The following is a 21,944-nucleotide window of genomic DNA, read 5'->3' as shown; positions in this document are numbered from 1 at the left end:
AGGCTTGACAGTCCTTACATATCCTGAGGGTGACACAAAACCGTACGCCCTTAATACCATCATTAATATTATAAAGTTTTAATGTCAAAAGTCAAGAAATGAAACAAAATAACACAATTAAATGTTTTTATGGACTTTAATCTATAAGTGTCTAAAGTCCTAATATGATAAAGGTTGTTAGTGCAAAATCCTTAAGAATAGAGTATAATAAGGAAGAGAAAGCTCATCTCCTTAGGAATTTGAAGGAAAGGGTTGGGTATGTAATGATGGACGGAACTATTGAATTAAATAAACCAACCATTTGGTTTACAGATGAAGATTTCCATGATGCTGATGAACCGTATCTTCCAGAACTATTAACGGAAAGTTATAATTCTTGGTACGCTGATGCTGGGGATATGAAATTATGCCTGTCGGGAATATTTAGATTGTATACTAAGGCGGGACGTTGTTTTGGTAATCATTCGGAGTTATCGTTGCCCGTGAGCGTGCTGCAATTAGATACTCAAATGAGTCGTGCAGCAGAATTGTGTTTGAAGCAAGGTCAATTTATTCAATTCAACTATGAGAACATTCAATATAGCGCAATACTCATTAAACGTCGTAGAGATTCTGTTGCTTTTGCAGCATTTGTATATGCAACGAAAGTGGAGCAAGCGATTACCGATATTTCACTTGAAGCATATATGAAGCATTTTCGAACGCATTTTTATCGTGTTTTTGAAAGTGTATTTGTGAAAGAAATTATGATACAGAAAACATTAATCGACAAAGAAGCTAGTCATCGTGAGCGATTATTTCTAATTTCGAAGCGACTGTATGACCAGATAAGTGCTGAAAGCGTCGTTCGTGAGGTGCTGTCTAGTCTTGAGGATCTTTATCAAGATTCCGAAATTTATTTGTATCTTTCGCAAGATCACTTAGAAGGTGATGCTCGTATTCGTCCACTTGAATTCCGCAACTCTGCGAATGATATTGTGACGGAAGCATTTTTGGAAGGCAGATGTTGCATCGACCGAGAGCAAGATGGATATATCAAATTAGCGATTCCAATGAATGGTAAGCAGGCTGCATATGGTGTGCTTTGTATTGAAATCAAAGATTTTCATTGGGATGAATCTGATTTGCCAGCATTTATGTTAATTGCAGATACTGCTGGTTCAGCATTTGAGAATGCAAAGTTATATGAGCAATCTAATTTGCTTATTAATGAATTGAAGATCATTAATGATATGACAAAGCGTTTGAATCAATCATTACGTTCCAAAGAAATATTCCAATTTGCAACATCAGAGTTGATGAAAATATTTGGAGCGGATTACTGCTGTGTATTACAAATTGACCGTAAGAGCGATATGTTCAAGGTGAAAGCAAGTAACCATGAAGTATTAGTAGGAAAGACCTATTCTGTTAATTATGGATTCACAGGTATTGTACATCGTACGAGAGAAGCTTTAATCATTTCGGATTATTGGAATCTGCAGCCTGCATCCTCAGAATTGATGGATGATACAAGTTCTCGCTCTTTGATTGCAGCACCGATTTTTGTCGAAGGTGAAGTTGAGGGAGTTATTCTTGTTACGCATCAAGGGGCTAATCATTTCTCTTATGATAACTACAAATTACTTCAAGTTATGAGCTCTCATATTGGTTTAGCTGTAACGAATGCGTCATTACATGCGGAAATGCGTAAAATGATCATTACTGACAATTTAACAAATTTACATGCACGTCATTATTTGAATGAACAAATTCAGCTTCGACAACGTTCAGACACACAAGGCTCATTGATACTTGTAGATATAGATTTTTTCAAAAATGTCAATGATACGTATGGTCACCAAGTCGGGGATCGTATTCTTATTCAAGTAAGTGCCATTATTCGTTCATCTATTCGAAATGGCGATATCGCGGCAAGATGGGGTGGGGAAGAGTTAGCAATCTATTTGCCTAATGTTCATGCCTCGCGCGCGATTCAAATTGCCGAGCGAATAAGAATGAGAGTAGAAAATGAAACGGATCCGAAAGTTACTGTATCATGCGGGATTTCAGAGTGGGAAGCAGGTCAAGATAAGATCAGTGTTGAATCACTATTTTATCGTGCGGATATGGCATTGTATGAGTCGAAGAAGAACGGTAGAAACCGGATTAATATTGGATAGCAAAGGTCATCTTAATTACGCTGAATTTATGGAGTGGCTGAATGTGAACTGCAATATGCAGTCCACATTCAGCCACTTTTTGGTTTTTACTCTCGAATAAGAATGGAGGGAAAGAGTTACTCTAATAAAGTAGCTTAGAAGAAAGGATGGGAAGTAGATGAGCGGGTTCAATTGGCGTATGAGTGCAAAGATAATACTCTGTGCAGCAATATTACAAGGATGTAGCGTTCTCTCTAGTAATAGATCTGGGGATGAGTGGCTAAAGCTTGTACATGCGGGAATTACGGCAGAAGACGATTTCCGTTTTGATGGGTCAGTTGCGATGGGTTTTACAGATGGGGTTGCGTTAACGCCGTACGCATTTGAAGGAGAAATACAAGGACATAAACAAATTGCACTATATGTGGAGCAAAGTAATAGTCTTGTTCGTAATCCGATTAATGACTTCGATTTCATTGCATCGAACTATAACGATGTTGAAATTGTATATGAAGGTTTGGTCCAGGATCAACAACAAAGTATCGTTGTACTTCATGTCGTAGCAGATGAAGCGGCAGCTACAGCCCGTTTGCGCGAACAATTGCGACAGGAGCTATCTAATGTCACCCTGCGAGCCATTGGGGCAGCAGAAGAGGGTAGCGCTAGTGTGAAGCTTGTGCAAGCGGAGGCTCGTGCTGCTCAGGCTACGCTTGATGAAATGCTGAAGGAGCTGAACGTAAGTATGAAGTATGCGATAACGATTGATAAGTTGAAAGCAAAGCCGGTAAAGATGGAGGAGTATGTAGATTTGCAATACCAAAAAAATGGATCAGTACTCCATGAATATCGCAAAACGATAATAAAATTTGATTTGAATGGAGCATATGCCGAATAACATTAACACCATTACTGCGAAAAACTGCTAAAATGATAAAGTAATAGTTGAAATTAGTTATATTGTAGTAGCTGAAAAGTTCATATATGCTTACGAAGTTACTTTTTATTTGTAAGAAGTGTAAGCAGATGCTTCCGAAGTAACTTTTCATTCTTCACAAAAAGTTACTCAAGTAGTCAATGTAAAGTTATTAGTAATTAATAAAAAGTTTTAGGAGGTTTTTTCTATGCGAGATCCAAGACTGAAACGTCTTGCGCAAAACTTGGTGCAATATTCGATTAATGTGCAGCAAGGCGAAAATATTTTGATAGAAATGATTGGTGAAGAGACTGAACTTGTGAAATGTTTAATTGAAGAGGTAGCAGCTTGTGGCGGGCGTCCATTTGTTGAACTAAGCGATCGGTCTATTTTGCGTACGCTATTACAGCATGCATCGGAAGAACAAATAACACTTTGGTCAGAGCTTGATCTAGCTCGTATGAAAAAAATGGATGGATATATTGGCATTCGTGCAGGGAATAATGTCAATGAACTTCAAGATGTACCCGCTGAAAAGATGCAATGGTATGAACAAATTCATCGAACAAAGGTACATATGGAACAGCGAGTTAAGAAAACGAAATGGGTCATATTAAGGTATCCAAACGCCTCGATGGCACAATTGGCGCAAATGAGTACAGAAGCGTTTGAAGATTTCTATTTCAATGTATGTAATCTTGATTATGCTAAAATGGAACAAGCGATGGAGCCGTTATTCGAGCGGATGAAAACTGCTGATCAAGTACGGATCGTATCACCAGGCACTGATCTTACATTTTCTATCAAAGATATTGGCGCGAAAAAGTGTTCCGGACATCGAAATATACCTGATGGAGAGGTGTTCTCTGCACCAGTTAGAGATTCAGTGCAAGGGACAATACATTATAATACGCCGACCGTATACTCAGGGACAACATTCCAAAATATTAAACTAACTTTTGAAAATGGGAAAATCGTTGAAGCAGAAGCGGGTGATCAGACAGTTAAGCTGAATGAAATACTTGATTCAGATGAGGATGCGCGTTATATCGGAGAATTTGCAATCGGATTTAACCCATATATTTTGAATCCAATGAATGATATTTTGTTCGATGAGAAGATTGCGGGAAGCTTACATTTCACACCTGGACAATGTTATGAAGAATGTAATAATGGGAACAATAATAGTTCTATACATTGGGATCTTGTATTGATCCAACGACCAGAATACGGTGGTGGAGAAATCTACTTTGACGGTGAGTTGATTAGGAAAGATGGACAATTCGTTGTAGATGATTTACTGGCATTAAATGCGAAACAATTAATTTCATAATAAGTTCATTTGATTTATTATGGAAACTACTTGAATGAAATTGTTTTTCAAGGTATGATTATAACTGAAAAACCTTATTAATAATATGGAGGGATCTCCCATGTCTAATAACGCAGCAATTGTCGAAATTTCTCAAGCAGCAGGTAAATTTACATCTTCAATCGTACTACAAGCAGATAGCAAATATATCGATGTTAAAAGCATTTTAGGTCTATTTACAACTTTAGTTGGTGGTCACGCATATGAACTACATGTTCATGGTCCTGATGCAACTGAAGCAAAAGCAGCTATGGCAGAAGTGTTTGCAAAACATAGCTTGAATGTAAAAATTATTTCAGAGTAATAAAACGGGAAAAGCACTTCTTCAGATGAAGAGGTGTTTTTTTTATATAAAATGACTTTATCCTTGTACTATAATTGATTTTCGACTAATATAAAGAGAGTATAAGTTGTTCGATAAGCAGTGAAGGAGGGATTCAATGTCTGCACTAGAGAATACTGAATTTTTAAATGAACGAGCACTACGTCTTCTGCAAGAAGATGCAGCTAAAATAGAAAAGCTAATAGAAGTTCAGATGGCGAATCTTACTACCCGTCAGTGTCCATTATATGAAGAAGTGCTTGACACTCAAATGTATGGCTTCTCTCGTGAAGTTGACTTTGCAGTTCGTATTGGCTTAGTTAATAATATGGATGGTAAAAACATATTAAGCCGACTTGAACGCAATTTGGCGGTATTATATGAGGCATTAGATCAGAAGGGACAATCTCTGTAGAGATTGTCTTTTTTATATCTTTTTTTCAAATGAATTGCCTTGATAAAGAGATGTATTTCCTTTACAATGTACATATATGGCATATTGAGGAGTGAATGACATGACCGAAGAACTTCAAACTGGTGTAATTCGTATTTCTGATGATGTAGTAGCTACAATAGCGGGACTTGCGGCGCTGGAGACTCCTGGAATCGCAGCGATGTCTGGTGGGATCTCTGAAGGCCTTGCGAAACGTCTTAGTGGTAAGAATGTTCAAAAGGGCGTAAGTGTAGAAGTGGGGCAGCTAGAAGCGGCCATTGATTTGCGTATTATTGTTCATTATGGCATTCCTATTCAAGAGGTAAGTCGTCAACTGCAGCTGAATGTTCGAGAAGCGGTTTCTAATATGACAGGACTTCAAGTTGTTGAAGTGAATGTCAAAGTTGAAGGCGTAGCCTTCAAAGAGGAAGAACAAGAAGAAGTAATTATGCGTTTGAAATAATAGATGAAAAAAACGACTGCCTGCCCTTTAATCAAAGGACGGAGCAGTCGTTTTTTTCGTTGTTGTAGAAGTAATCGTAGTTTTATGGAGCACGCGATAATATTCTCTTGAAATACTGAGCAATACGCCCATACACATTAAAGTAACGAGCAAGGAAGATCCACCATAACTAATAAATGGCAATGTAACCCCAGTAAGTGGAATTGCCCCAGTAACTCCACCGATATGAATAAATGCTTGGAAAGCAAGTAATCCTACGATTCCAACACCGGTAACCATTCCGAATGTATCTGGGCAGCGAACAGCAACAATTAGCCCTCTCCATATAAATACAAGGTAGAATAATATAAATATTGAAGCACCAATAAACCCTAGTTCCTCGGCAATAATCGAAAAGATGAAATCGTTATAAGCAAATTTTAAATAGTGTAGCTTCTGTACACTTTCACCAAATCCAGCACCTGTAATACCACCATGCCCTAATGCTTGAAGGGAAGAAACAAGCTGAAATGAATCACCTTGGGCATAAGTAAGCGGATCTTTGTAAGAGGTGAATCGTGCAATACGGTATTGCCAACTTTTGGGATTAATCGCATACGAGATTAGAACCATTGGCGTTAGAACTGCGACTCCAATAACACCTGTAAAGAAGATTTGCTTTAAGTTTGCTCCTCCGGCCCAAATCATCATGGCTGCGCAGCAAACGATGATAATACACCCTCCTAAGTCAGGCTGCATCATAATAAGAGCGCATATCAATGCAACTATAATAAGCACGGGTACTAATCCACGCTTGAAAGAACGAAATTTTTCGCCCTTCTTCGCAATAAGTGTACCAAGATAGAGAATAAGTGCGAACTTGGCGAATTCCGTTGGCTGTATTCCAAAGCCACCCAAATATAACCAACTTCTTGCACCATTTACTTCTTCACTTACGAATGGAACAATAGCAAGCATTAAAATTACAGGGATGAATAGCAATATTTGTAGCTTCCCCAATTTACGAAACGGAATATTCATGAGGAAAAACATCGAGAATAAACCAATTAAAGCAAAAACAAGTTGGCGCTTAGTGAAATAGAGTGCGTCGTTGTCATATCTAGGAGCGACGACAGCAATCCCTGAGCTCGCGCTAAACACCATAACTAGTCCAAATCCGACTAGAATTAAGGTCATAATAAGAAGTAGAAAATCGGGTCTACCCTTGCTGTTTTTTTGCGGAGCTTTCATAATAATTACCTCATTATTAGCTTAGTGATGCTTTCAATTGACTAAGACCTTTATCGGCAAGAGTAAGCACGTTTTTCGGAATCGGAGACTCATAATCAAGACCGTGTGGGAATGTACCTCGTCCGATATATACAGCCTCAATATTAAGTACAGCATGCGGATTTTCTAGTTTTCCTTCGATTGCACGAGTGTTAACGCGCACATAGTAATCTGCTGCAGTTTCTTTGTCAGAAATTTTCAAATCGTATGTAGCGCGAGTATATTCCCATTGCCAGCGTACAAATCCAATTTTCTCAGCAGCTTCATCTAAATACCCTAGTTCGCTAGTTAGTCCATTAAGACCGGAGTTTTCGATAATCATATAATTTCCTCCTACAAATTTTTCATAATATTTCGATGCAACTTCCCACAATGGAGAAACAGCAAAGTTAGATTGGCGTTGAATAGTTTACTTCATTATAAAGCACTGTTGTTATCTTCCATAATGATAGTATGTTTCTAGTTCTAGTGCAAGTATTACTGATAGACAAAAAGCAACAGATGCCGACTTCTACACTGGATTATTTATAATAACTCAAGTTTCACTAGACGTAGCCTACTGAAGCGGTTATCCTAAATTGCTGTTTTCTGTTACACTGTATGATAAGATATTTGACAGTTACACGCAGTAAATTCAGGAGGTACACCATGAACATAATTACACATTTGGAGCCACATATTGAATATATATATGAAAAATTAGTGTACTGGCGTCGTTATCTTCATGAAAATCCAGAGCTTTCATTTCAAGAGTCGAAAACTTCCAGATGGATACAACAACAGCTTGAAGAGATAGGTTGTCAAGTAGAGAGATGTTCGCAAAACAATGGACTAATTGTATCGATTGTCGGCGCTCACAACGGTCCTGTAATCGCTCTCCGTGCTGATATGGATGGTCTACCTATTCAAGATGAGAAATCAGTTTCTTACGCTTCAAAAGTCGCCAATGTCATGCATGCATGCGGTCATGATGGTCATACGGCAACTTTATTAGCTATTGCTGAATTTTACACCAATCATAAAGAAGAATTAAAGGGTGAACGAAGATTACTATTCCAGCCCGCTGAAGAGGTTGCGCCAGGCGGAGCAGTGCCAATGATTGCCGAAGGTGCATTGCAGGGTGTAGATGTTGTATACGGAGTGCATCTGTGGACTCCGCTACCGTATGGTAAAGTATCTACTCGGGCAGGTAATTTCATGAGTGCAGTCGATGATTTCCACATCGAGATTCAAGGGCTTGGAGGTCATGGTGGTATGCCGCATGACACCATAGATACAATTGTTGTCGGATCGCAATTTATTCAATCATTACAAACGATTGTTAGCCGTAATGTCAATCCGATGAATCCTGCCGTTGTAACGGTCGGTTCTTTCCAAGCGGGTCATGCCAATAATATTATTGCAGAGCGCTGTGTCATTAAAGGAACCATCCGAACATTTGACGAGCAGACGAGAGTATTAATTCAAGAGAAATTAGAAAATGTATTGACGACGACATGTCAAATGTATGGAGCAACAAGCTTCTATAATCTCAAAAAAGGATATCCATCTGTTATTAATGATGAAACGGAAGCCAGTCGTGTGTTGTCCGTTGCTAGCGACGTTATTGGTGCAGATAATGTTATCGTTGCCCAGCCGATCATGATTGCTGAAGATTTCTCATATTATTTGCAAGAAGTACCTGGTTGCTTTATGTTCGTAGGTGCAGGTAATGCAGATTGCCAAGCTACTTATGCACATCATCATCCGAAGTTTGATATTGATGAACGTGCGATGAAAAATGCGATAAGGATGCTAGTTCATGTCGCTGAACAATATGCACAGTAAAAAAAGCTGATTGTAGCGGGAAGTTTATTCTTCCCATTCTGCAATCAGCTCATTTTTTGTATTATATAATTCTGCACTTTCTTCTTGGCTAAGATCCCACACATTTTCACTTCCCCAATAATACGAGAAGAGATCTTTCGATGCTGCGGTTTCTTTGGCATAGATCGTAATTCGATCTCCCGGTTCTAAGATAACATCTTCAAAAATGTAAGTTTGATTACCTGTCACACTTAAAAGCTTCCAATGGCTTAAATCAATTTCTGTTAATGTATTATTCGTAATTGTTGCTTTTTGTTCCCGTTTATTTATTGTTAATGAGATGCCAGTATAACGTGTTTCTTTGATGGCAACATCTTCATTACTCGTTTCCTTCGCATTACTCCAGACTCCGATGTGATTTCCTTTAGCTTGCTGCTCGATCTTCTTGTAAATGTTTTCCATCTTAATATTGGGTTCGATAATAAGTAATTTAGCATAACCCAGTTTCAATAATTTTTCATTCAAATTCGTTTCATCTTGTAATTGGACAAGCGCTTGGAGCTGTCCATTCTCTTTTCGCATTTCTTTATCGAAGCTTAACATCACTTTTTCGGAAGCGAGTAGTTGATCAGAAATATATTGATGGGTATCCGAACCGAATAATTCATCATTAATATCGGTAACATCAAGAGAAAGAAACGTTACCTGCTCAATATGATCGCCTACTATAATCTCAAAGGAGTCGTTGTTTAGAATTTTGCCGATTGGATACCAAGTATTCTCTTTTATTACATTTGAAGTCGAAGTCGGAAGTGTAGAGCATGCTGCCAATAGTAAAAGGACTAGGCAAAGCCCAACGTGTTTCAAATTTCTCATATAAAGAATATCCTCCGAAATGTAGAAAATCGTAAATAATTTAACAATAATTTTATCTATTATAACATAATTAATAGCAATTAATATATGTTTCTAATAAATGAATAGGTCATATAGCATAAAAAGCGTCACAATCTTTCATACTGTAGCTATACAGCTAGCTACGAGGAGGGTTTGATTTGCATACTAGAGAGACAATCATTGTACAAAGTGACCTTTCGATCTTACTAGATCGTCGTTCACTTTATGCAGTTGAAGCACAGCAACAAATACAGCCGTTTACCGAGCTTATCAAAGTAATGGGACAATATGAAGTTTATGAAGTGACTGCGATTACACTATGGAACGCACTGACTTTAGGAATGAAGAGCGAACGGATTGTTGATATTCTTCATTTGTATGTAAAGGGTAATATTCCTATTACGGCACAGCAGAAGCTGCAACTTTGGATGAATCGTTTTGGTAGATTACAACTACAAGTTATCGATCAGCAGCTGATACTGCAAGGTGATAGGGAAATTATGAATGAAATTCAGCAATATAGCTACATGACAGATTGGATTGTAGCTAAGTTAAGCGATACAGAGTGGGTATTAAAGCGCGAGAGTCGTGGATTTGTTAAGCAGGAGCTAGCTCGCGTGGGCTATGCAGTGACGGATCTAGTTGGCTACCATGAAGGTGAAACAGTTTCACTCCAATTGCGAGAAAAAATGCCGAGTGGAAAAACCTTTCAATTGCGAGATTATCAGCGTAAAGCGATCGCAGCATTTCATCGCGATAAATTAGGTGGAAGTGGTATCATTGTACTTCCTTGTGGAACGGGGAAGACGATAACAGGAATTGGTATTATAGCCAGTTTACAAGCTGCGACACTTATTGTTACGTCAAGTGTCACTTCAGCTAATCAATGGCGACAAGAATTAATGGAGAAGACAACGATTGAGGCTAACCGAATTGGGATATATGGTGGAAAGCAAAGAGATGTATCTGAAATAACGATAGCGACCTATACGATCCTTACTCATCGACAACGATCATCAGATCAATATTTACATATGAAATTATTTTCTGAGCGCGACTGGGGGCTCATTATTTACGATGAGGTGCAATTATTACCTGCTCCGATATTTCGTATGACTGCGACGATACAAGCAACGAGAAGGCTCGGTCTGACTGCTACACTAATACGTGAGGATGGTTGTGCTCATGACGTATTTTCATTAGTAGGCCCGAAGCTCTTCGATATGCAATGGAAGAAAGCTGAAGAACAGTCCTACATCGCGAAAGTACATTGTACGGAAATTAGAGTTTCACTAGCCGAAGAACTTCGTGAGCCATATCGTGATGCACAACCTCGAACCCGGCTTAGAATAGCAGCAGTCAATCGCAATAAGCTAACGATAGTAAAGTCGTTACTGCAACTGCATAGGGGTAAGCCAACATTAATTATTGGTCAATATATTTCTCAATTGGAGGAAATTTCCACACAACTTAATATTCCTATGCTGAGCGGCAGTACAAGGCAAGCGGAGCGGGAGGAGATGTATGCGAAATTTCGGAGTGGAGAATACCCAATACTTATCGTATCGCGAATTGCTAATCTAGCTGTCGACTTGCCCGACGCATGCGTCGCTATCCAGGTTTCTGGAAGCTTTGGCTCAAGACAAGAGGAAGCGCAGCGAATCGGACGTCTATTGCGACCAAAGCAAACGTTGAATGAAGCATGGTTCTATACATTAGTGACGGAAGAAACGAAGGAAACGGAGTTCGCATTAAAGAGAGGGATGTTTATGCTTGAGCAAGGCTATCAGTATCAATGTATATCACAGCATGAGGTGTTAAGTGAATGAATATGCACACTTGGCGAGAAAGGCTAAGGTTTGGTGTTCAGCGAAAATATATGAGCCATAAGCTACTTAAGCCGTGCAGTGAGGAATGGATTTGGGAGCATGCTATTGTTGAGCCTAAAATCATTCAGGCTGTGCGCGAACAGTTGAAAGAGTATGATGAACTCGTGCTTCAATGGTTATTGCAAGGCAAGGGGAGCGCCATTACCGAGCAAGAGCAGCTCATTAAAGCGATGAAAGCACAGTTGCATATATCAGGACAGCAAGTATTATGCTCATTGCTAAACTTAGCGGGGCTTGGAGTAATACAATGTATTAAACACCCATGGAGAGGACAGATATGGCAAATACCGTACCCGATTTTCCATAATTGGCGGCTCGTTATGAAGCGAGAACGACAATATTGGCAACAAGCTCAACATATGAATATTGCTCATTATGTGATTGATCAAGGTAATAACATACCACTTGGAAAAACGTTGATGTATGTACTACTTGAGATGAGTAATTTGGATCTAAGGTATACGAAGAAAGGCGAGCTGGCGAAGCTAACGAGAGATAAGTTAATATCACACAGTGCCTCGATAAATAATGAGTTTTTTCAAGAACATTTCCCTCAACTTTTCAAGGAATCTTATGGTGCTAGTCTGAACTTTTTGTTGGAGTTAGCGCATGCGCTACAATTAATTGAAGAAACAGATCATGGTTTGAAATTGAATATGGAGCATATTAATGACTGGCTTCTATTGCATGAATGGCAACGAGAAGTATTGCATATGCAATGGATGTGTGAGTTTTCCGGCGTTCTGCCCTATTATGAATCTATCGCTGGAATCGTTAGCGAGCTGATAACATGTGATGCGGGTGTCTGGTATGAAGGAATTGAGCCATCGAAGCCGTTACAGATGTGGTTGTCGATGTGGCGATCTTGTGGATGGCTGACAAGTCTATCTGAGAAAAATATGGACTGTGGGAAGCATATCGTTGTACAACGACAAGTTTTCGCTCTGCACAGTCAATCGCAACTGGCTATTCAAGATAACGGTGAAATTATTGTCTTGACTGGAGCTTCCTATCGCCAGCTATGGTTACTTGAACAAATTGCTGAGCGGTTAAGTGAACAAGAGACTATCATCTACAAATTAACGGTTCGCGGATTAGTACATGCGATGAAAAATGGTTATACATTGAATCAAATCAAGCAATGGCTCCAGCAAAGCTGTGACCATGATGTACCGCAAATTGTTCAACATCTGCTAGAGGCTGCACAAATGACCTATGAGGAGTCAAGGCAGCAAGCTAGAATTTCCAGTCAATTAATTGAAGACGATCGCCACAAAGGGCCAACAGCTAAAGGAATAGCAAGTGCTTATGTAGAAAAGCAGCAAAGCTCTTCTTTACTACCAATGAAAGTGGAGTGCCAAACAGCTTTGCATCTGCTGCGCCCGATCGAACAATGGGGAAAATGGTTGGCAGCAACTAATCCGTTATTCGCTGAACCAGTGCTAGAGCATGAGGAGTTATATGAATTGCAAGCTGCCTCGCAATACAGCCCCATTACGACAAGCTGGCAGACAGAATGTCGTCAATATCATGATTCGACTAGCAAACAAATTGTACAATGTGCAATAGATCATCAATTATCTTTGTACATTAAAAAAGCAGACCATTCGTTATGTTTTCATCCGCAAAGAATAGTTGAAGCCGGTAATAAATGGCTAGTCGAAGGTGTGTTTGACCGCCAACAAACGGATGAAATCCAATGGGTACAGCTTAATGACTGGCAAGGAATTAAATTGCATATCGCTACTGTTTGATGATTTCTATTGGCGTACATTGCTGATTATGATAATCTATAGTTATAGTTATGTTCAAGTTCAAAAAGTCTACTTTTTGAACAACCTCTAATAGCGATGTGAAAAGGTGGTATGATGCCGGTGTATAGTCAAGAACAAGCAGTTGCGACTGAACCAGGAGCAGCAACGTTAGATATGGCGTCGTTACTTCTGAAAGCATATGAGCTTGGTGACACGATTATTGATTCCGCTCCAGTAGCTGATTATTTATATTGGCAATCTGAAGTAGCTAACAATACAGAAGTGAAAGAAATACAACGTGAGTTCGACAAAGCTAAAGAACTTTTTGAAGAATGTCAACGTTTTGGAAGATTTCATCCTAACTATCATGAAGCAAAAGATAAAATGAAGGATGTCGAACAAAGGTTGCAAGCTATTACTTGTGTAAGACAATTCAAAGAGCAAGAACAGCAGTTGGATGAATTATTGCATGAAGTAGCTTTGACAATTGCAAGAGCTGTTTCGGAAACGATAAAAGTACCAAGCAATGAAAAAGGCTCAGGCGGTGGCTGCGGAAGTGGTGGATCTTGTGGCTGTGGTAGCGGTGGTTGCGGCTAGATGTAATTCAAAATATCCGACTGTGATAACGATGATTATGCTAACGTAGCATAGTCGCGTCGAATATGAAGCGAATTTGGAAAGTACGGTTCGCGTGTACGTAATGATGTACACTTGCGCTTCCGTCTTTCGAAAATTAGCTCCATCTTCTCGGTTCTGACAGCCGAATATATTGAAATGTTATTGGAATGTGAATGCTTTCGATGTGCTTTTCATTTGCTCTAGTAGTAGATCGAGAAGGCAATGAAAAGTTGTGGGAGGAATAATAACCGATGTTACCAGAGCGTACAGGTTTTATTATATGGGTTAGCGATTTGAAGTCGGCAAGAGGGTTGGAGCGTTTTGGTACTGTTCATTATATGTCTCGTAAGCTACATTATGTTGTATTATATATGAACGCAGACAAAGCGGAAGAGCAGCATAAGCAACTTCAGCGTCTTGCTTATGTTAAAAAAATTGAACGATCCTATCGTAATGAGATTCCAACAGAATATAGCAAAGATGTAGAAGACAAAACACGAGCATACAGCGTTTAGTATGTGAAGGTGTTCAAGGAGCTGTTCCAAAGTAGTATTAACTACTGCGGAGCAGCTCCTTCTTTATTTAAGACTTAGCTAGATCTTAATGTTGTGTTTACACTATAAGAAAAACTTCCTTGGAAAAGGCGGTGAATGTAACTGCTCGTAAACGATAGTTAACCGAGGGACAAATGGCACGGTCGTATATACGGCGTTATAAGTAGTCTACAGTTTCGAAAGATTATCTAGAACTTACTTTATATTATGCTCAAACAAATCTTTAATGAAATTGTAATCAATGCTTCCTGTACTGTCTCTATAAAAAAATGGATCTTTTCGAATGGTATCTTCTGAGTTAATGATAAAAGTCTTGTATACATTTCCATTTAATTTATAAATTGTCGTTCTAAAAGAGTATCCCATATAGCCAATCGAAATTTTACCTTTCCTAAATGAAATGGAATTAATATTATTTACAATATGTTCAATTTCTGATCGTTCTGTAATCAATATTTCTTTACCGTTGTTCCCATTAAATATCTCAATTTTTAACACTTTTTGTGGATTGATCTTGATTATTTTACTCGGAATAAGCCACCATACACATACAAGAGCTAGTAGTAAAATGGGAATAAGTATAAATATCGATAATTTTTTCATTGAGCATTCCTCTCCCCAAAATGAATTCTTATTAATATTCGCGATGTGATTGAACTATCCAGCCCGTCGCGAAAATAGGCTTTAAGACCTAGTTCGAGGAGGAACTCCCTGAACCGTCATTTTCTATTATAATACTTTGGGAGTTGTTGTATAATAGCATCAATAGAAGGGATGGGAACAACATGGCTTTGAATTTTCACCAATTACATATTTTCCATACTGTTGCTGAGAGAGCTAGCTTCTCTGCTGCAGCTCAAACTTTATATATGACTCAGCCTGCGGTAACGATGCAAATTCAATCGCTAGAAGAATATTTTGGTACCAAATTATTTATGCGTTCTACGAAGAAGATTGAGTTGACTGAAGCGGGTAAAGTGCTGCTACCATTTGCGAAGAAGAGTATTGATCTAATTAGAGATACAGATATGGTTATGTCTAGCTTTACGGAACAGCTGAAAGGTCGCTTGCTGCTAGGTGCAAGCTTAACGATTGGTGAATCTATTCTTCCACGCTGGTTAGGACCTTTCGGTAAGGAATTTCCAGACGTTGGGATTAGTATGAAGGTAATGAATACGACTCATCTTATTGAAGAAATTGAGACTCATCAGCTTAATTTCGCAATTATCGAGGCGCCAATTGAGCATCCTGATATGCATATCGAAGCGGTAATGGAAGATGAATTGGTGCTTGTTGTACCAAGTGAGCACCCACTGACACATTTAGAAAAGTTGAAACTTGAAGATGTGCTGCAATATCCATTTGTATTGCGTGAACAAGGTTCTGGTACAAGACAAGTGATGGAAGACAAACTGATTGCTAATGGCTTTGATCCTCGGCAATTGAAAATTGTGATGGAGCTAGGCAGCACAGGCGCAATTAAGTCAGCTGTTGAAGCGGGATTAGGCATTTCTTTCTTATCTATTTCCTCTGTGAAGCATGAAGTTGCGCTAGGACTTATCAAGACATTGCCGATTGAGCAAGTAACGTTTAAGCGTAAGTTTTATTCTGTCTATTTGAAATCATCTTTATTGCCTATTTCTGCTGTCACATTTTTGAAGTTTTTAAGAGAGAGGGATCTTAGTCAATGGCTATAAGACAAGCTTCTATAGATATGCATGTTCATACGACAGCATCAGACGGAATGTATTCGCCTACAGAAATGGTGGCAATGGCTGCGCAATTAGGGCTCGCTGGTGTAGCGATAACCGATCATGACACGACAGCGGGTGTTCAGGAAGCACAGCTTGCTGCTTTGCATCATCGGATTAAGCTACTGCCTGGAATAGAAATTAGTACTGTCGCTGACGGTCAAGACATTCATGTGCTAGGCTATTTTACGAATAATGACGATGAGCTTTGGCAGAAGCGACTTATCCAGTTGGGTGCAACGCGGGAAAGCCGTAATGAGATGTTAATTGCAAAGTTGAATGAACTTGGGATAGTGATAACATGGCAAGAAGTCATTGAGATAGCGGGTGATTCGCACGGTTCGATTGGCAGACCACATTTTGCGCAAATTCTTATTAACAAAGGCTATGTGAATAGTAAGCAAGAGGCATTCGATCTCTATCTCGGGGAACATGGAAAGGCATTTGTACAACCATTACGTATTCATCCGTCGGACGCTTATCAATGGATTAAGGAAGCAGGCGGTGTGTCTGTCCTAGCTCATCCCGGAATCTATCATAATGATCTGCTAGTGGAACAATTGCTTCAAGCGGGGGTTGACGGAGTGGAAGTGAATCATTCTGATCATACGCCAGAGCAAGTACAATACTACGAATCTTTAGCTAAGCGATATAGCTTACTTGCGACAGCAGGATCAGATTTTCATGGAATCGATGAACAAGGTGCGCAAATTCATGGCCATCTAGGTAGTGTAAGTACGTCGATGGATGTCTATAATGAGATCTATTCCCTGCATCGCTCTAGAGGAAGTTCAAAAAGCGGACTTTGATAACGATGTAAAGCGTTGTAGCTTAGTCGACATCGAATATGAAGCGAACTTGGAAAGCCCGCTTTTTGAACTTCGATTGGAAGAAAATGATCAAAACAGGCATGTATAAACTCACGAGGGTGAGTTTATACATGCCTGTTTTATGTTCAATTCATTATTTAACGACTTGTGGTAATGCCTTTAATCTTGCTTCATCAGGAGTAATAAATATTGTTTTCTGATGATCATAGATGACGAAACCAGGCTTTGAGCCATTCGGTTTTTTGACATGTCGAATGAGCGTGTAGTCCACTGGTACAAGACTAGAAGATTTTGCTTGTGAATAATGTGCAGATAGCATAGCGGCTTCTTCCAATGTTGCATCTCCAAATTCGGTACTGCGAATGACGACATGCGAACCAGGAATATCTTTCGTATGAAGCCATGTATCATTGGAGTTGGCTAGCTTGTTCGTAACATACTCATTTTGCAAATTGTTCTTGCCGACAAAGATTTCAATACCATCTGAGGAAGTATAGCAAAGTAGTTTTGGCTTCGCATTTTTCTTTTTCTTAGGACCTCTACGGACACGCTCGCGTAAATAACCGCCAGCAACAAGTTCTTCGCGAATCTCTTCAATATCACCTATCATGGCAATTTCCAACTGCTGCAAAATATTGTTGAGATATTCAACTTCTAATTGCGCAAGCTCCAATTGCTCAACGACGACGATTTGGCTGTTTTTTTGTTTGCTATAGCGTTTGAAGTAACGCTGAGCATTTTCCGATGGCGTTTGTTGTGGATCTAGCTCGATTTTAACGATGGCTTGAGTTTCATCGTAATAATTGGCTACCTCGATGAAAGTATCACCGCGCTTAATCTGATGCATATAGGTCGTTAATAGCTCTCCAATAATCCGGAAGCGATCAGCATCCTTTGCTTCTGTTAATGTGGATTCAAGCTTCGATAATTTCGTAATGTTTTTTGCTTTTTCGTTCTGGACAAAGCGAATGAGATCACTAGCACGCTGCTTAACAGTATCGCGTTCTGCTTTATCACCATAAAAAGCTTCAAGACATTCACTTATCGTGCTGTATACAGCATGTTCGCCAGCGATATGTGTAAGTGCAGTGATCGAGAAGGCGGGCTTACTTGTTTGCTCGTTCCTAATAATGAGCGGTTGATACTGCTTGTTTTGCACTTGCTGCTGTAATTGGTTGAAGCTTTGCCATAATGACTGCCAATCTTCAATTTCCAGTGAACCTGCAAGCAGCATTGGACGCTGTTCAGCGGGTAGCCACTGCTCATATTCACCTGTTAAGCCGCGATAAATGAGTTCGTTAGCGAGCAATGGACTTAATCCACTGAAGCTATTAACGAGATGCTTACTCGTTAGGAAACTCTCTGTCGTTATATCCTCATTATGTGACACTATAATGTCTGCGAACTCGGAGTAGTTGCTCACAGTAAGTGGATCGATTTTATGTTGCTCTGGAGGTGACGTATAGGCACAGCCTGGCATCACGATACGATAACTACTTAGCATTGGTGTAACATGATGAATACCATCATGAATAATTCCTGTATTTGGATCAACAAGAATAATATTGCTATGTCGCCCCATAATCTCAATAATGATCCGTTTGAAAGAAGTATCACCTATCTCATCCCGATGGCGAACATCAAGATGAATAACCCGCTCACGAGTAATCTGAGTAACGGCTTCGATCACGCCACCTTCGCAGTATTTGCGCATAAGCATACAGAACATAGGTGCTTCTAGAGGGTTGCTATACTGCGCTGTTGTCCAATGTACACGAGGGTAAGTTGGGTTAGCTGATAGCAACAGCTTGCCTTGTATACCGTTACCACGCACGCTGAATACAAGTTCATGGCTCGTAGGTTGATGTATTTTCAAGATTCTTGCGCCGACACAAGCCTGTAGCTCATCGACAATTGATTTTGTTACTAATCCATCCAAAGCCATAGCTGTAAACCTCACTTTACTATTTCATATCTCTATCATGCCATAACTTTTGTGAAAACTTAAGTGCTTTAGGGATATTTTATATGTTGTCCGAATACATTTACGTTAGAAAGGTTGTCTAGCAAAATGGACAAATACAGGAGGGAAGCAGAGAATGAGTCAAATTCTATGGCATCAATTAAATCGTGAAGAGCTTACTGAAGCATTAGAAAGCTCGGAAGCACGCGGATTAAATCAGGATACTGTCACTGAGCGATTGTCACAACATGGGTGGAATGAACTAACAGAAGCGGAAAAAGTATCGCCAATTCATCTGTTCTTGAACCAATTCAAAGATTTTATGGTGCTCGTACTGATGGGAGCGACGTTAATATCAGGCCTTCTTGGCGAATATTTGGACGCAATAACAATTCTGGCGATTATTGTTATTAATGCTGTGCTCGGTTTTGTTCAAGAGTATCGTGCAGAGCGTTCTTTATTAGCATTGAAAGAAATGTCTGCGCCAATGGCGAAAGTATTGCGTGATGGCAAGCAAATATCAATAGCGGCGAAAGAAGTTGTTGTTGGCGATATTGTGCTCATAGAAAGTGGAGATCGCATTCCAGCAGATATTCGTTTTCTCGTGGCCAACAACTGTTATGTAGAAGAATCTGCACTGACCGGTGAGTCGATTCCAGTTTCCAAGCATGAAAGTTCGCTACATGAAGCTGATCTTCCATTAGGTGATCAACGCAATATTGGCTTTATGGGCACATTAATTACTCGCGGCACTGCGATCGGTATCGTTATTCGTACCGGGATGGCGACTGAAATGGGGAAAATAGCGAATTTAATTCAGTCGACAGAAGAAATGCAAACGCCATTGCAGCATCGCTTGGAGCAGTTAGGGAAAATATTAATTGCAGTAGCGATTGCACTGACTGTGATGGTTGTCGTTGCAGGGATTATGCACGGCCAGCCAGCTTACGGTATGTTCCTCGCAGGGGTTAGCTTAGCGGTTGCAGCAATTCCAGAAGGTCTACCCGCCATTGTAACTGTAGCACTAGCGCTTGGTGTACAACGGATGATTAAGCGTAAAGCGATCGTTCGCAAATTACCATCTGTAGAGACACTCGGTTGTGCTTCTGTTATTTGCTCTGATAAAACAGGCACGCTGACACAAAATAAAATGACCGTCACAAATATATGGTTAAGTGATCGCGCACTCTCGGTAACAGGTCATGGTCATGTTCCCAATGGCGGGCTATTTGAAAATGGGCGGGAAATCGATACCCGTCATGATAATTCAATTAAACGATTGCTGCAAATTAGTGCGTTATGTAATAATGCTAAGCTCGTTCAAAATGAAATTATCGATCGAAGGGGAAAAAAACAAATAGAACAAGAAGAATGGGTACTTAATGGAGACCCTACGGAAGGTGCACTGTCTGTTCTATCTACGAAATTGGGATCGCCTGCCAAAATGCTCGAAGCATTATATACGAGAATAAAGGAATTTCCGTTCGATTCCGAACGAAAGCTTATGTCTGTTATACTTTCACATCAGGGTGGTAGAATTATTGCAACGAAAGGTGCACCGGATGTATTACTAGAACAATGCTCGCATATTTTGTGGCAAGGAAAAGTGATTAGCTTGACGCCCGCCTTACGTAAGAAATGCGCATCTGCATCTGAACAAATGGCGCAATCAGCACTTCGCGTACTGGCGATGGCTTACCGAGACCTATCGAGCTACGATAGATGCGAACAAGTGGAAGATGCAGAGCGTAGCCTTGTTTTCGTCGGGTTAACGGGGATGATTGATCCGCCGCGTGCGGAGGTGAAGGATGCGATCGCAACATGTCGTGCAGCTGGTATTAAGACTGTAATGATTACAGGCGATCATCAGCTCACTGCTGAAGCAATAGCGGGATCGTTAGGGATAATTCCGCGAGGCGGCGAATCTATCTCTGGACGTCAACTGGAAGTATTAAGCGATGATGAGCTTGACAAGCGTGTTGAAAATATTTATGTGTATGCCCGTGTCTCGCCTGAACATAAGCTACGAATTGTACGAGCGTTGCAGCGTAAAGGGCATGTCGTAGCGATGACCGGTGATGGGGTAAACGATGCGCCAGCAATTAAAGCTGCAGATATCGGCATTGCAATGGGTATAAATGGGACAGATGTTACGAAGGAAGCATCGTCGCTTATTTTAAGCGACGATAATTTCTCAACAATCGTTGCTGCGATTGAAGAAGGCCGAGGCATTTATGAAAACATTCGAAAATTCATTCGTTATTTACTAGCATCTAATGTCGGTGAAATACTCGTTATGTTTTTAGCAATGATGGCAGGCTTACCGTTACCTTTAGTGCCAATTCAAATCCTATGGGTTAATCTCGTGACGGATGGATTGCCAGCGATGGCACTTGGTGTAGACCAAGCGGAAAATGATCTGATGAAGCATCGTCCACGTAAAGCGAAGGAAAGTATATTTTCACGTCGTTTGGGCTGGAAAATTATTAGCCGCGGTATTTTAATCGGAGTCTGTACACTTGCAGCATTTTGGATCACATTGCAAGAGGGGGATCTTGTTAAGGCACAAACGGTTGCTTTTGCTACACTTGTAATTGCCCAGCTTATTCACGTCTTTGATTGCCGAAGCTCGCGCTCGATTTTTCACCGTAATATACTGCAAAATAAATATTTATTGCTAGCAGTATTCTCATCGTTAGTATTAATGCTTGGTGTTATGTATATTACACCACTGCAACCAATCTTCAATACTGTAGCTATCGGTTTGCGTGAATGGAGTCTTGTCGTTGTAGCCGCTGCCGTTCCATCGGTGTTTTTTGGAATCGGAAGTGTACTCAGCAGTAACAAATCTAAGAAGAAAAGTAATAAATGGAACTCGGCTGCCAATGCTGCTTAATTGAATAATTGTGCAAATAATAGATCAGATCATTAATTCTCATCTCGCTCGCCATTCGTTATGCTTAATGACA

The 21,944-nt window shown here is 39.9% G+C and carries 19 protein-coding genes; 14 read left to right on the top strand and 5 right to left on the bottom strand.

What is annotated here, in order from left to right; all coding sequences use genetic code 11:
- Positions 1-263 precede the first annotated feature (263 nt).
- The 6 genes from AC1TO5_RS02410 (at position 264) to AC1TO5_RS02385 (ending at position 5,644) form a co-directional block, all read left to right on the top strand.
- Complete coding sequence (locus AC1TO5_RS02410; protein WP_482061188.1) at positions 264-2,162, top strand: sensor domain-containing diguanylate cyclase; 1,899 nt, start codon at positions 264-266, stop codon at positions 2,160-2,162.
- A gap of 157 nt (positions 2,163-2,319) precedes the next feature.
- Positions 2,320-3,036, top strand: a complete 717-nt coding sequence (locus AC1TO5_RS02405) for a hypothetical protein (RefSeq protein ID WP_482061187.1) — start codon at positions 2,320-2,322, stop codon at positions 3,034-3,036.
- A gap of 226 nt (positions 3,037-3,262) precedes the next feature.
- Complete coding sequence (locus AC1TO5_RS02400; RefSeq protein ID WP_482061186.1) at positions 3,263-4,387, top strand: aminopeptidase; 1,125 nt, start codon at positions 3,263-3,265, stop codon at positions 4,385-4,387.
- Positions 4,388-4,487: 100 nt separating this feature from the next.
- The gene (locus tag AC1TO5_RS02395) at positions 4,488-4,730 is read left to right on the top strand and encodes an HPr family phosphocarrier protein (protein WP_482061185.1); all 243 of its coding nucleotides are present in this window, start codon (positions 4,488-4,490) and stop codon (positions 4,728-4,730) included.
- Between the two features lie 136 nt (positions 4,731-4,866).
- Complete coding sequence (locus tag AC1TO5_RS02390) at positions 4,867-5,163, top strand: Fpa/YlaN family protein (RefSeq protein ID WP_482061184.1); 297 nt, start codon at positions 4,867-4,869, stop codon at positions 5,161-5,163.
- 100 nt (positions 5,164-5,263) lie between these two features.
- Positions 5,264-5,644 (top strand): Asp23/Gls24 family envelope stress response protein, encoded by a 381-nt coding sequence (locus AC1TO5_RS02385; RefSeq protein ID WP_482061183.1) that lies wholly within the window; start codon positions 5,264-5,266, stop codon positions 5,642-5,644.
- Between the two features lie 27 nt (positions 5,645-5,671).
- Here AC1TO5_RS02385 and ftsW read toward each other — a convergent pair whose 3' ends face one another.
- Together ftsW and AC1TO5_RS02375 are read right to left on the bottom strand one after the other, a co-directional pair.
- Positions 5,672-6,874 (bottom strand): putative lipid II flippase FtsW, encoded by a 1,203-nt coding sequence (gene ftsW, locus AC1TO5_RS02380; protein ID WP_482061182.1) that lies wholly within the window; start codon positions 6,872-6,874, stop codon positions 5,672-5,674.
- A gap of 16 nt (positions 6,875-6,890) precedes the next feature.
- Positions 6,891-7,235: a YugN family protein gene (locus AC1TO5_RS02375; RefSeq protein ID WP_482061181.1), complete on the bottom strand. Its 345-nt coding sequence runs from the start codon at positions 7,233-7,235 to the stop codon at positions 6,891-6,893.
- Positions 7,236-7,561: 326 nt separating this feature from the next.
- Here AC1TO5_RS02375 and AC1TO5_RS02370 point away from each other — a divergent pair, with 326 nt between their 5' ends.
- Positions 7,562-8,740, top strand: coding sequence for an amidohydrolase (locus tag AC1TO5_RS02370; protein WP_482061180.1), 1,179 nt, complete (start codon positions 7,562-7,564; stop codon positions 8,738-8,740).
- Between the two features lie 24 nt (positions 8,741-8,764).
- Here AC1TO5_RS02370 and AC1TO5_RS02365 read toward each other — a convergent pair whose 3' ends face one another.
- Positions 8,765-9,595, bottom strand: a complete 831-nt coding sequence (locus AC1TO5_RS02365; protein WP_482061179.1) for a thermonuclease family protein — start codon at positions 9,593-9,595, stop codon at positions 8,765-8,767.
- 179 nt (positions 9,596-9,774) lie between these two features.
- Here AC1TO5_RS02365 and AC1TO5_RS02360 point away from each other — a divergent pair, with 179 nt between their 5' ends.
- The 4 genes from AC1TO5_RS02360 (at position 9,775) to AC1TO5_RS02345 (ending at position 14,392) form a co-directional block, all read left to right on the top strand.
- Complete coding sequence (locus AC1TO5_RS02360) at positions 9,775-11,445, top strand: DNA repair helicase XPB (protein WP_482061178.1); 1,671 nt, start codon at positions 9,775-9,777, stop codon at positions 11,443-11,445.
- Positions 11,442-13,259 carry a hypothetical protein gene (locus AC1TO5_RS02355; RefSeq protein WP_482061177.1) on the top strand — a complete coding sequence of 606 codons (1,818 nt, stop codon included), beginning with the start codon at positions 11,442-11,444 and terminating at the stop codon, positions 13,257-13,259. The genes AC1TO5_RS02360 and AC1TO5_RS02355 overlap by 4 nt, the downstream gene beginning before the upstream one ends.
- A gap of 111 nt (positions 13,260-13,370) precedes the next feature.
- Positions 13,371-13,856: a YlbF/YmcA family competence regulator gene (locus tag AC1TO5_RS02350; RefSeq protein WP_482061176.1), complete on the top strand. Its 486-nt coding sequence runs from the start codon at positions 13,371-13,373 to the stop codon at positions 13,854-13,856.
- A 272-nt stretch (positions 13,857-14,128) separates the two neighbouring features.
- Entirely contained in the window at positions 14,129-14,392 is a 264-nt protein-coding gene (locus tag AC1TO5_RS02345; RefSeq protein WP_482061175.1) for a YlbG family protein, read from the top strand.
- A gap of 234 nt (positions 14,393-14,626) precedes the next feature.
- Here the strand turns inward: AC1TO5_RS02345 and AC1TO5_RS02340 are convergent, their stop codons facing one another.
- Positions 14,627-15,034, bottom strand: coding sequence for a hypothetical protein (locus AC1TO5_RS02340; RefSeq protein ID WP_482061174.1), 408 nt, complete (start codon positions 15,032-15,034; stop codon positions 14,627-14,629).
- 182 nt (positions 15,035-15,216) lie between these two features.
- On the opposite strand from AC1TO5_RS02340, the gene AC1TO5_RS02335 reads away from it, so the two are divergent.
- Positions 15,217-16,128, top strand: coding sequence for a selenium metabolism-associated LysR family transcriptional regulator (locus tag AC1TO5_RS02335; protein ID WP_482061173.1), 912 nt, complete (start codon positions 15,217-15,219; stop codon positions 16,126-16,128).
- The gene (locus AC1TO5_RS02330) at positions 16,119-16,991 is read left to right on the top strand and encodes a PHP domain-containing protein (protein ID WP_482061172.1); all 873 of its coding nucleotides are present in this window, start codon (positions 16,119-16,121) and stop codon (positions 16,989-16,991) included. The genes AC1TO5_RS02335 and AC1TO5_RS02330 overlap by 10 nt, the downstream gene beginning before the upstream one ends.
- Before the next feature lie 154 nt (positions 16,992-17,145).
- Here AC1TO5_RS02330 and AC1TO5_RS02325 read toward each other — a convergent pair whose 3' ends face one another.
- Entirely contained in the window at positions 17,146-18,957 is a 1,812-nt protein-coding gene (locus AC1TO5_RS02325; RefSeq protein ID WP_482061171.1) for an Rqc2 family fibronectin-binding protein, read from the bottom strand.
- Between the two features lie 154 nt (positions 18,958-19,111).
- Here AC1TO5_RS02325 and AC1TO5_RS02320 point away from each other — a divergent pair, with 154 nt between their 5' ends.
- Positions 19,112-21,871: a calcium-translocating P-type ATPase, SERCA-type gene (locus tag AC1TO5_RS02320; protein WP_482061170.1), complete on the top strand. Its 2,760-nt coding sequence runs from the start codon at positions 19,112-19,114 to the stop codon at positions 21,869-21,871.
- The last annotated feature ends 73 nt before the right edge of the window (positions 21,872-21,944 follow it).

This window comes from Paenibacillus sp. Y930 (assembly GCF_056786375.1).
The sequence above is the reverse complement of the archived record's forward strand: the minus strand, read 5'-3'. Positions and strand labels throughout refer to the sequence as shown.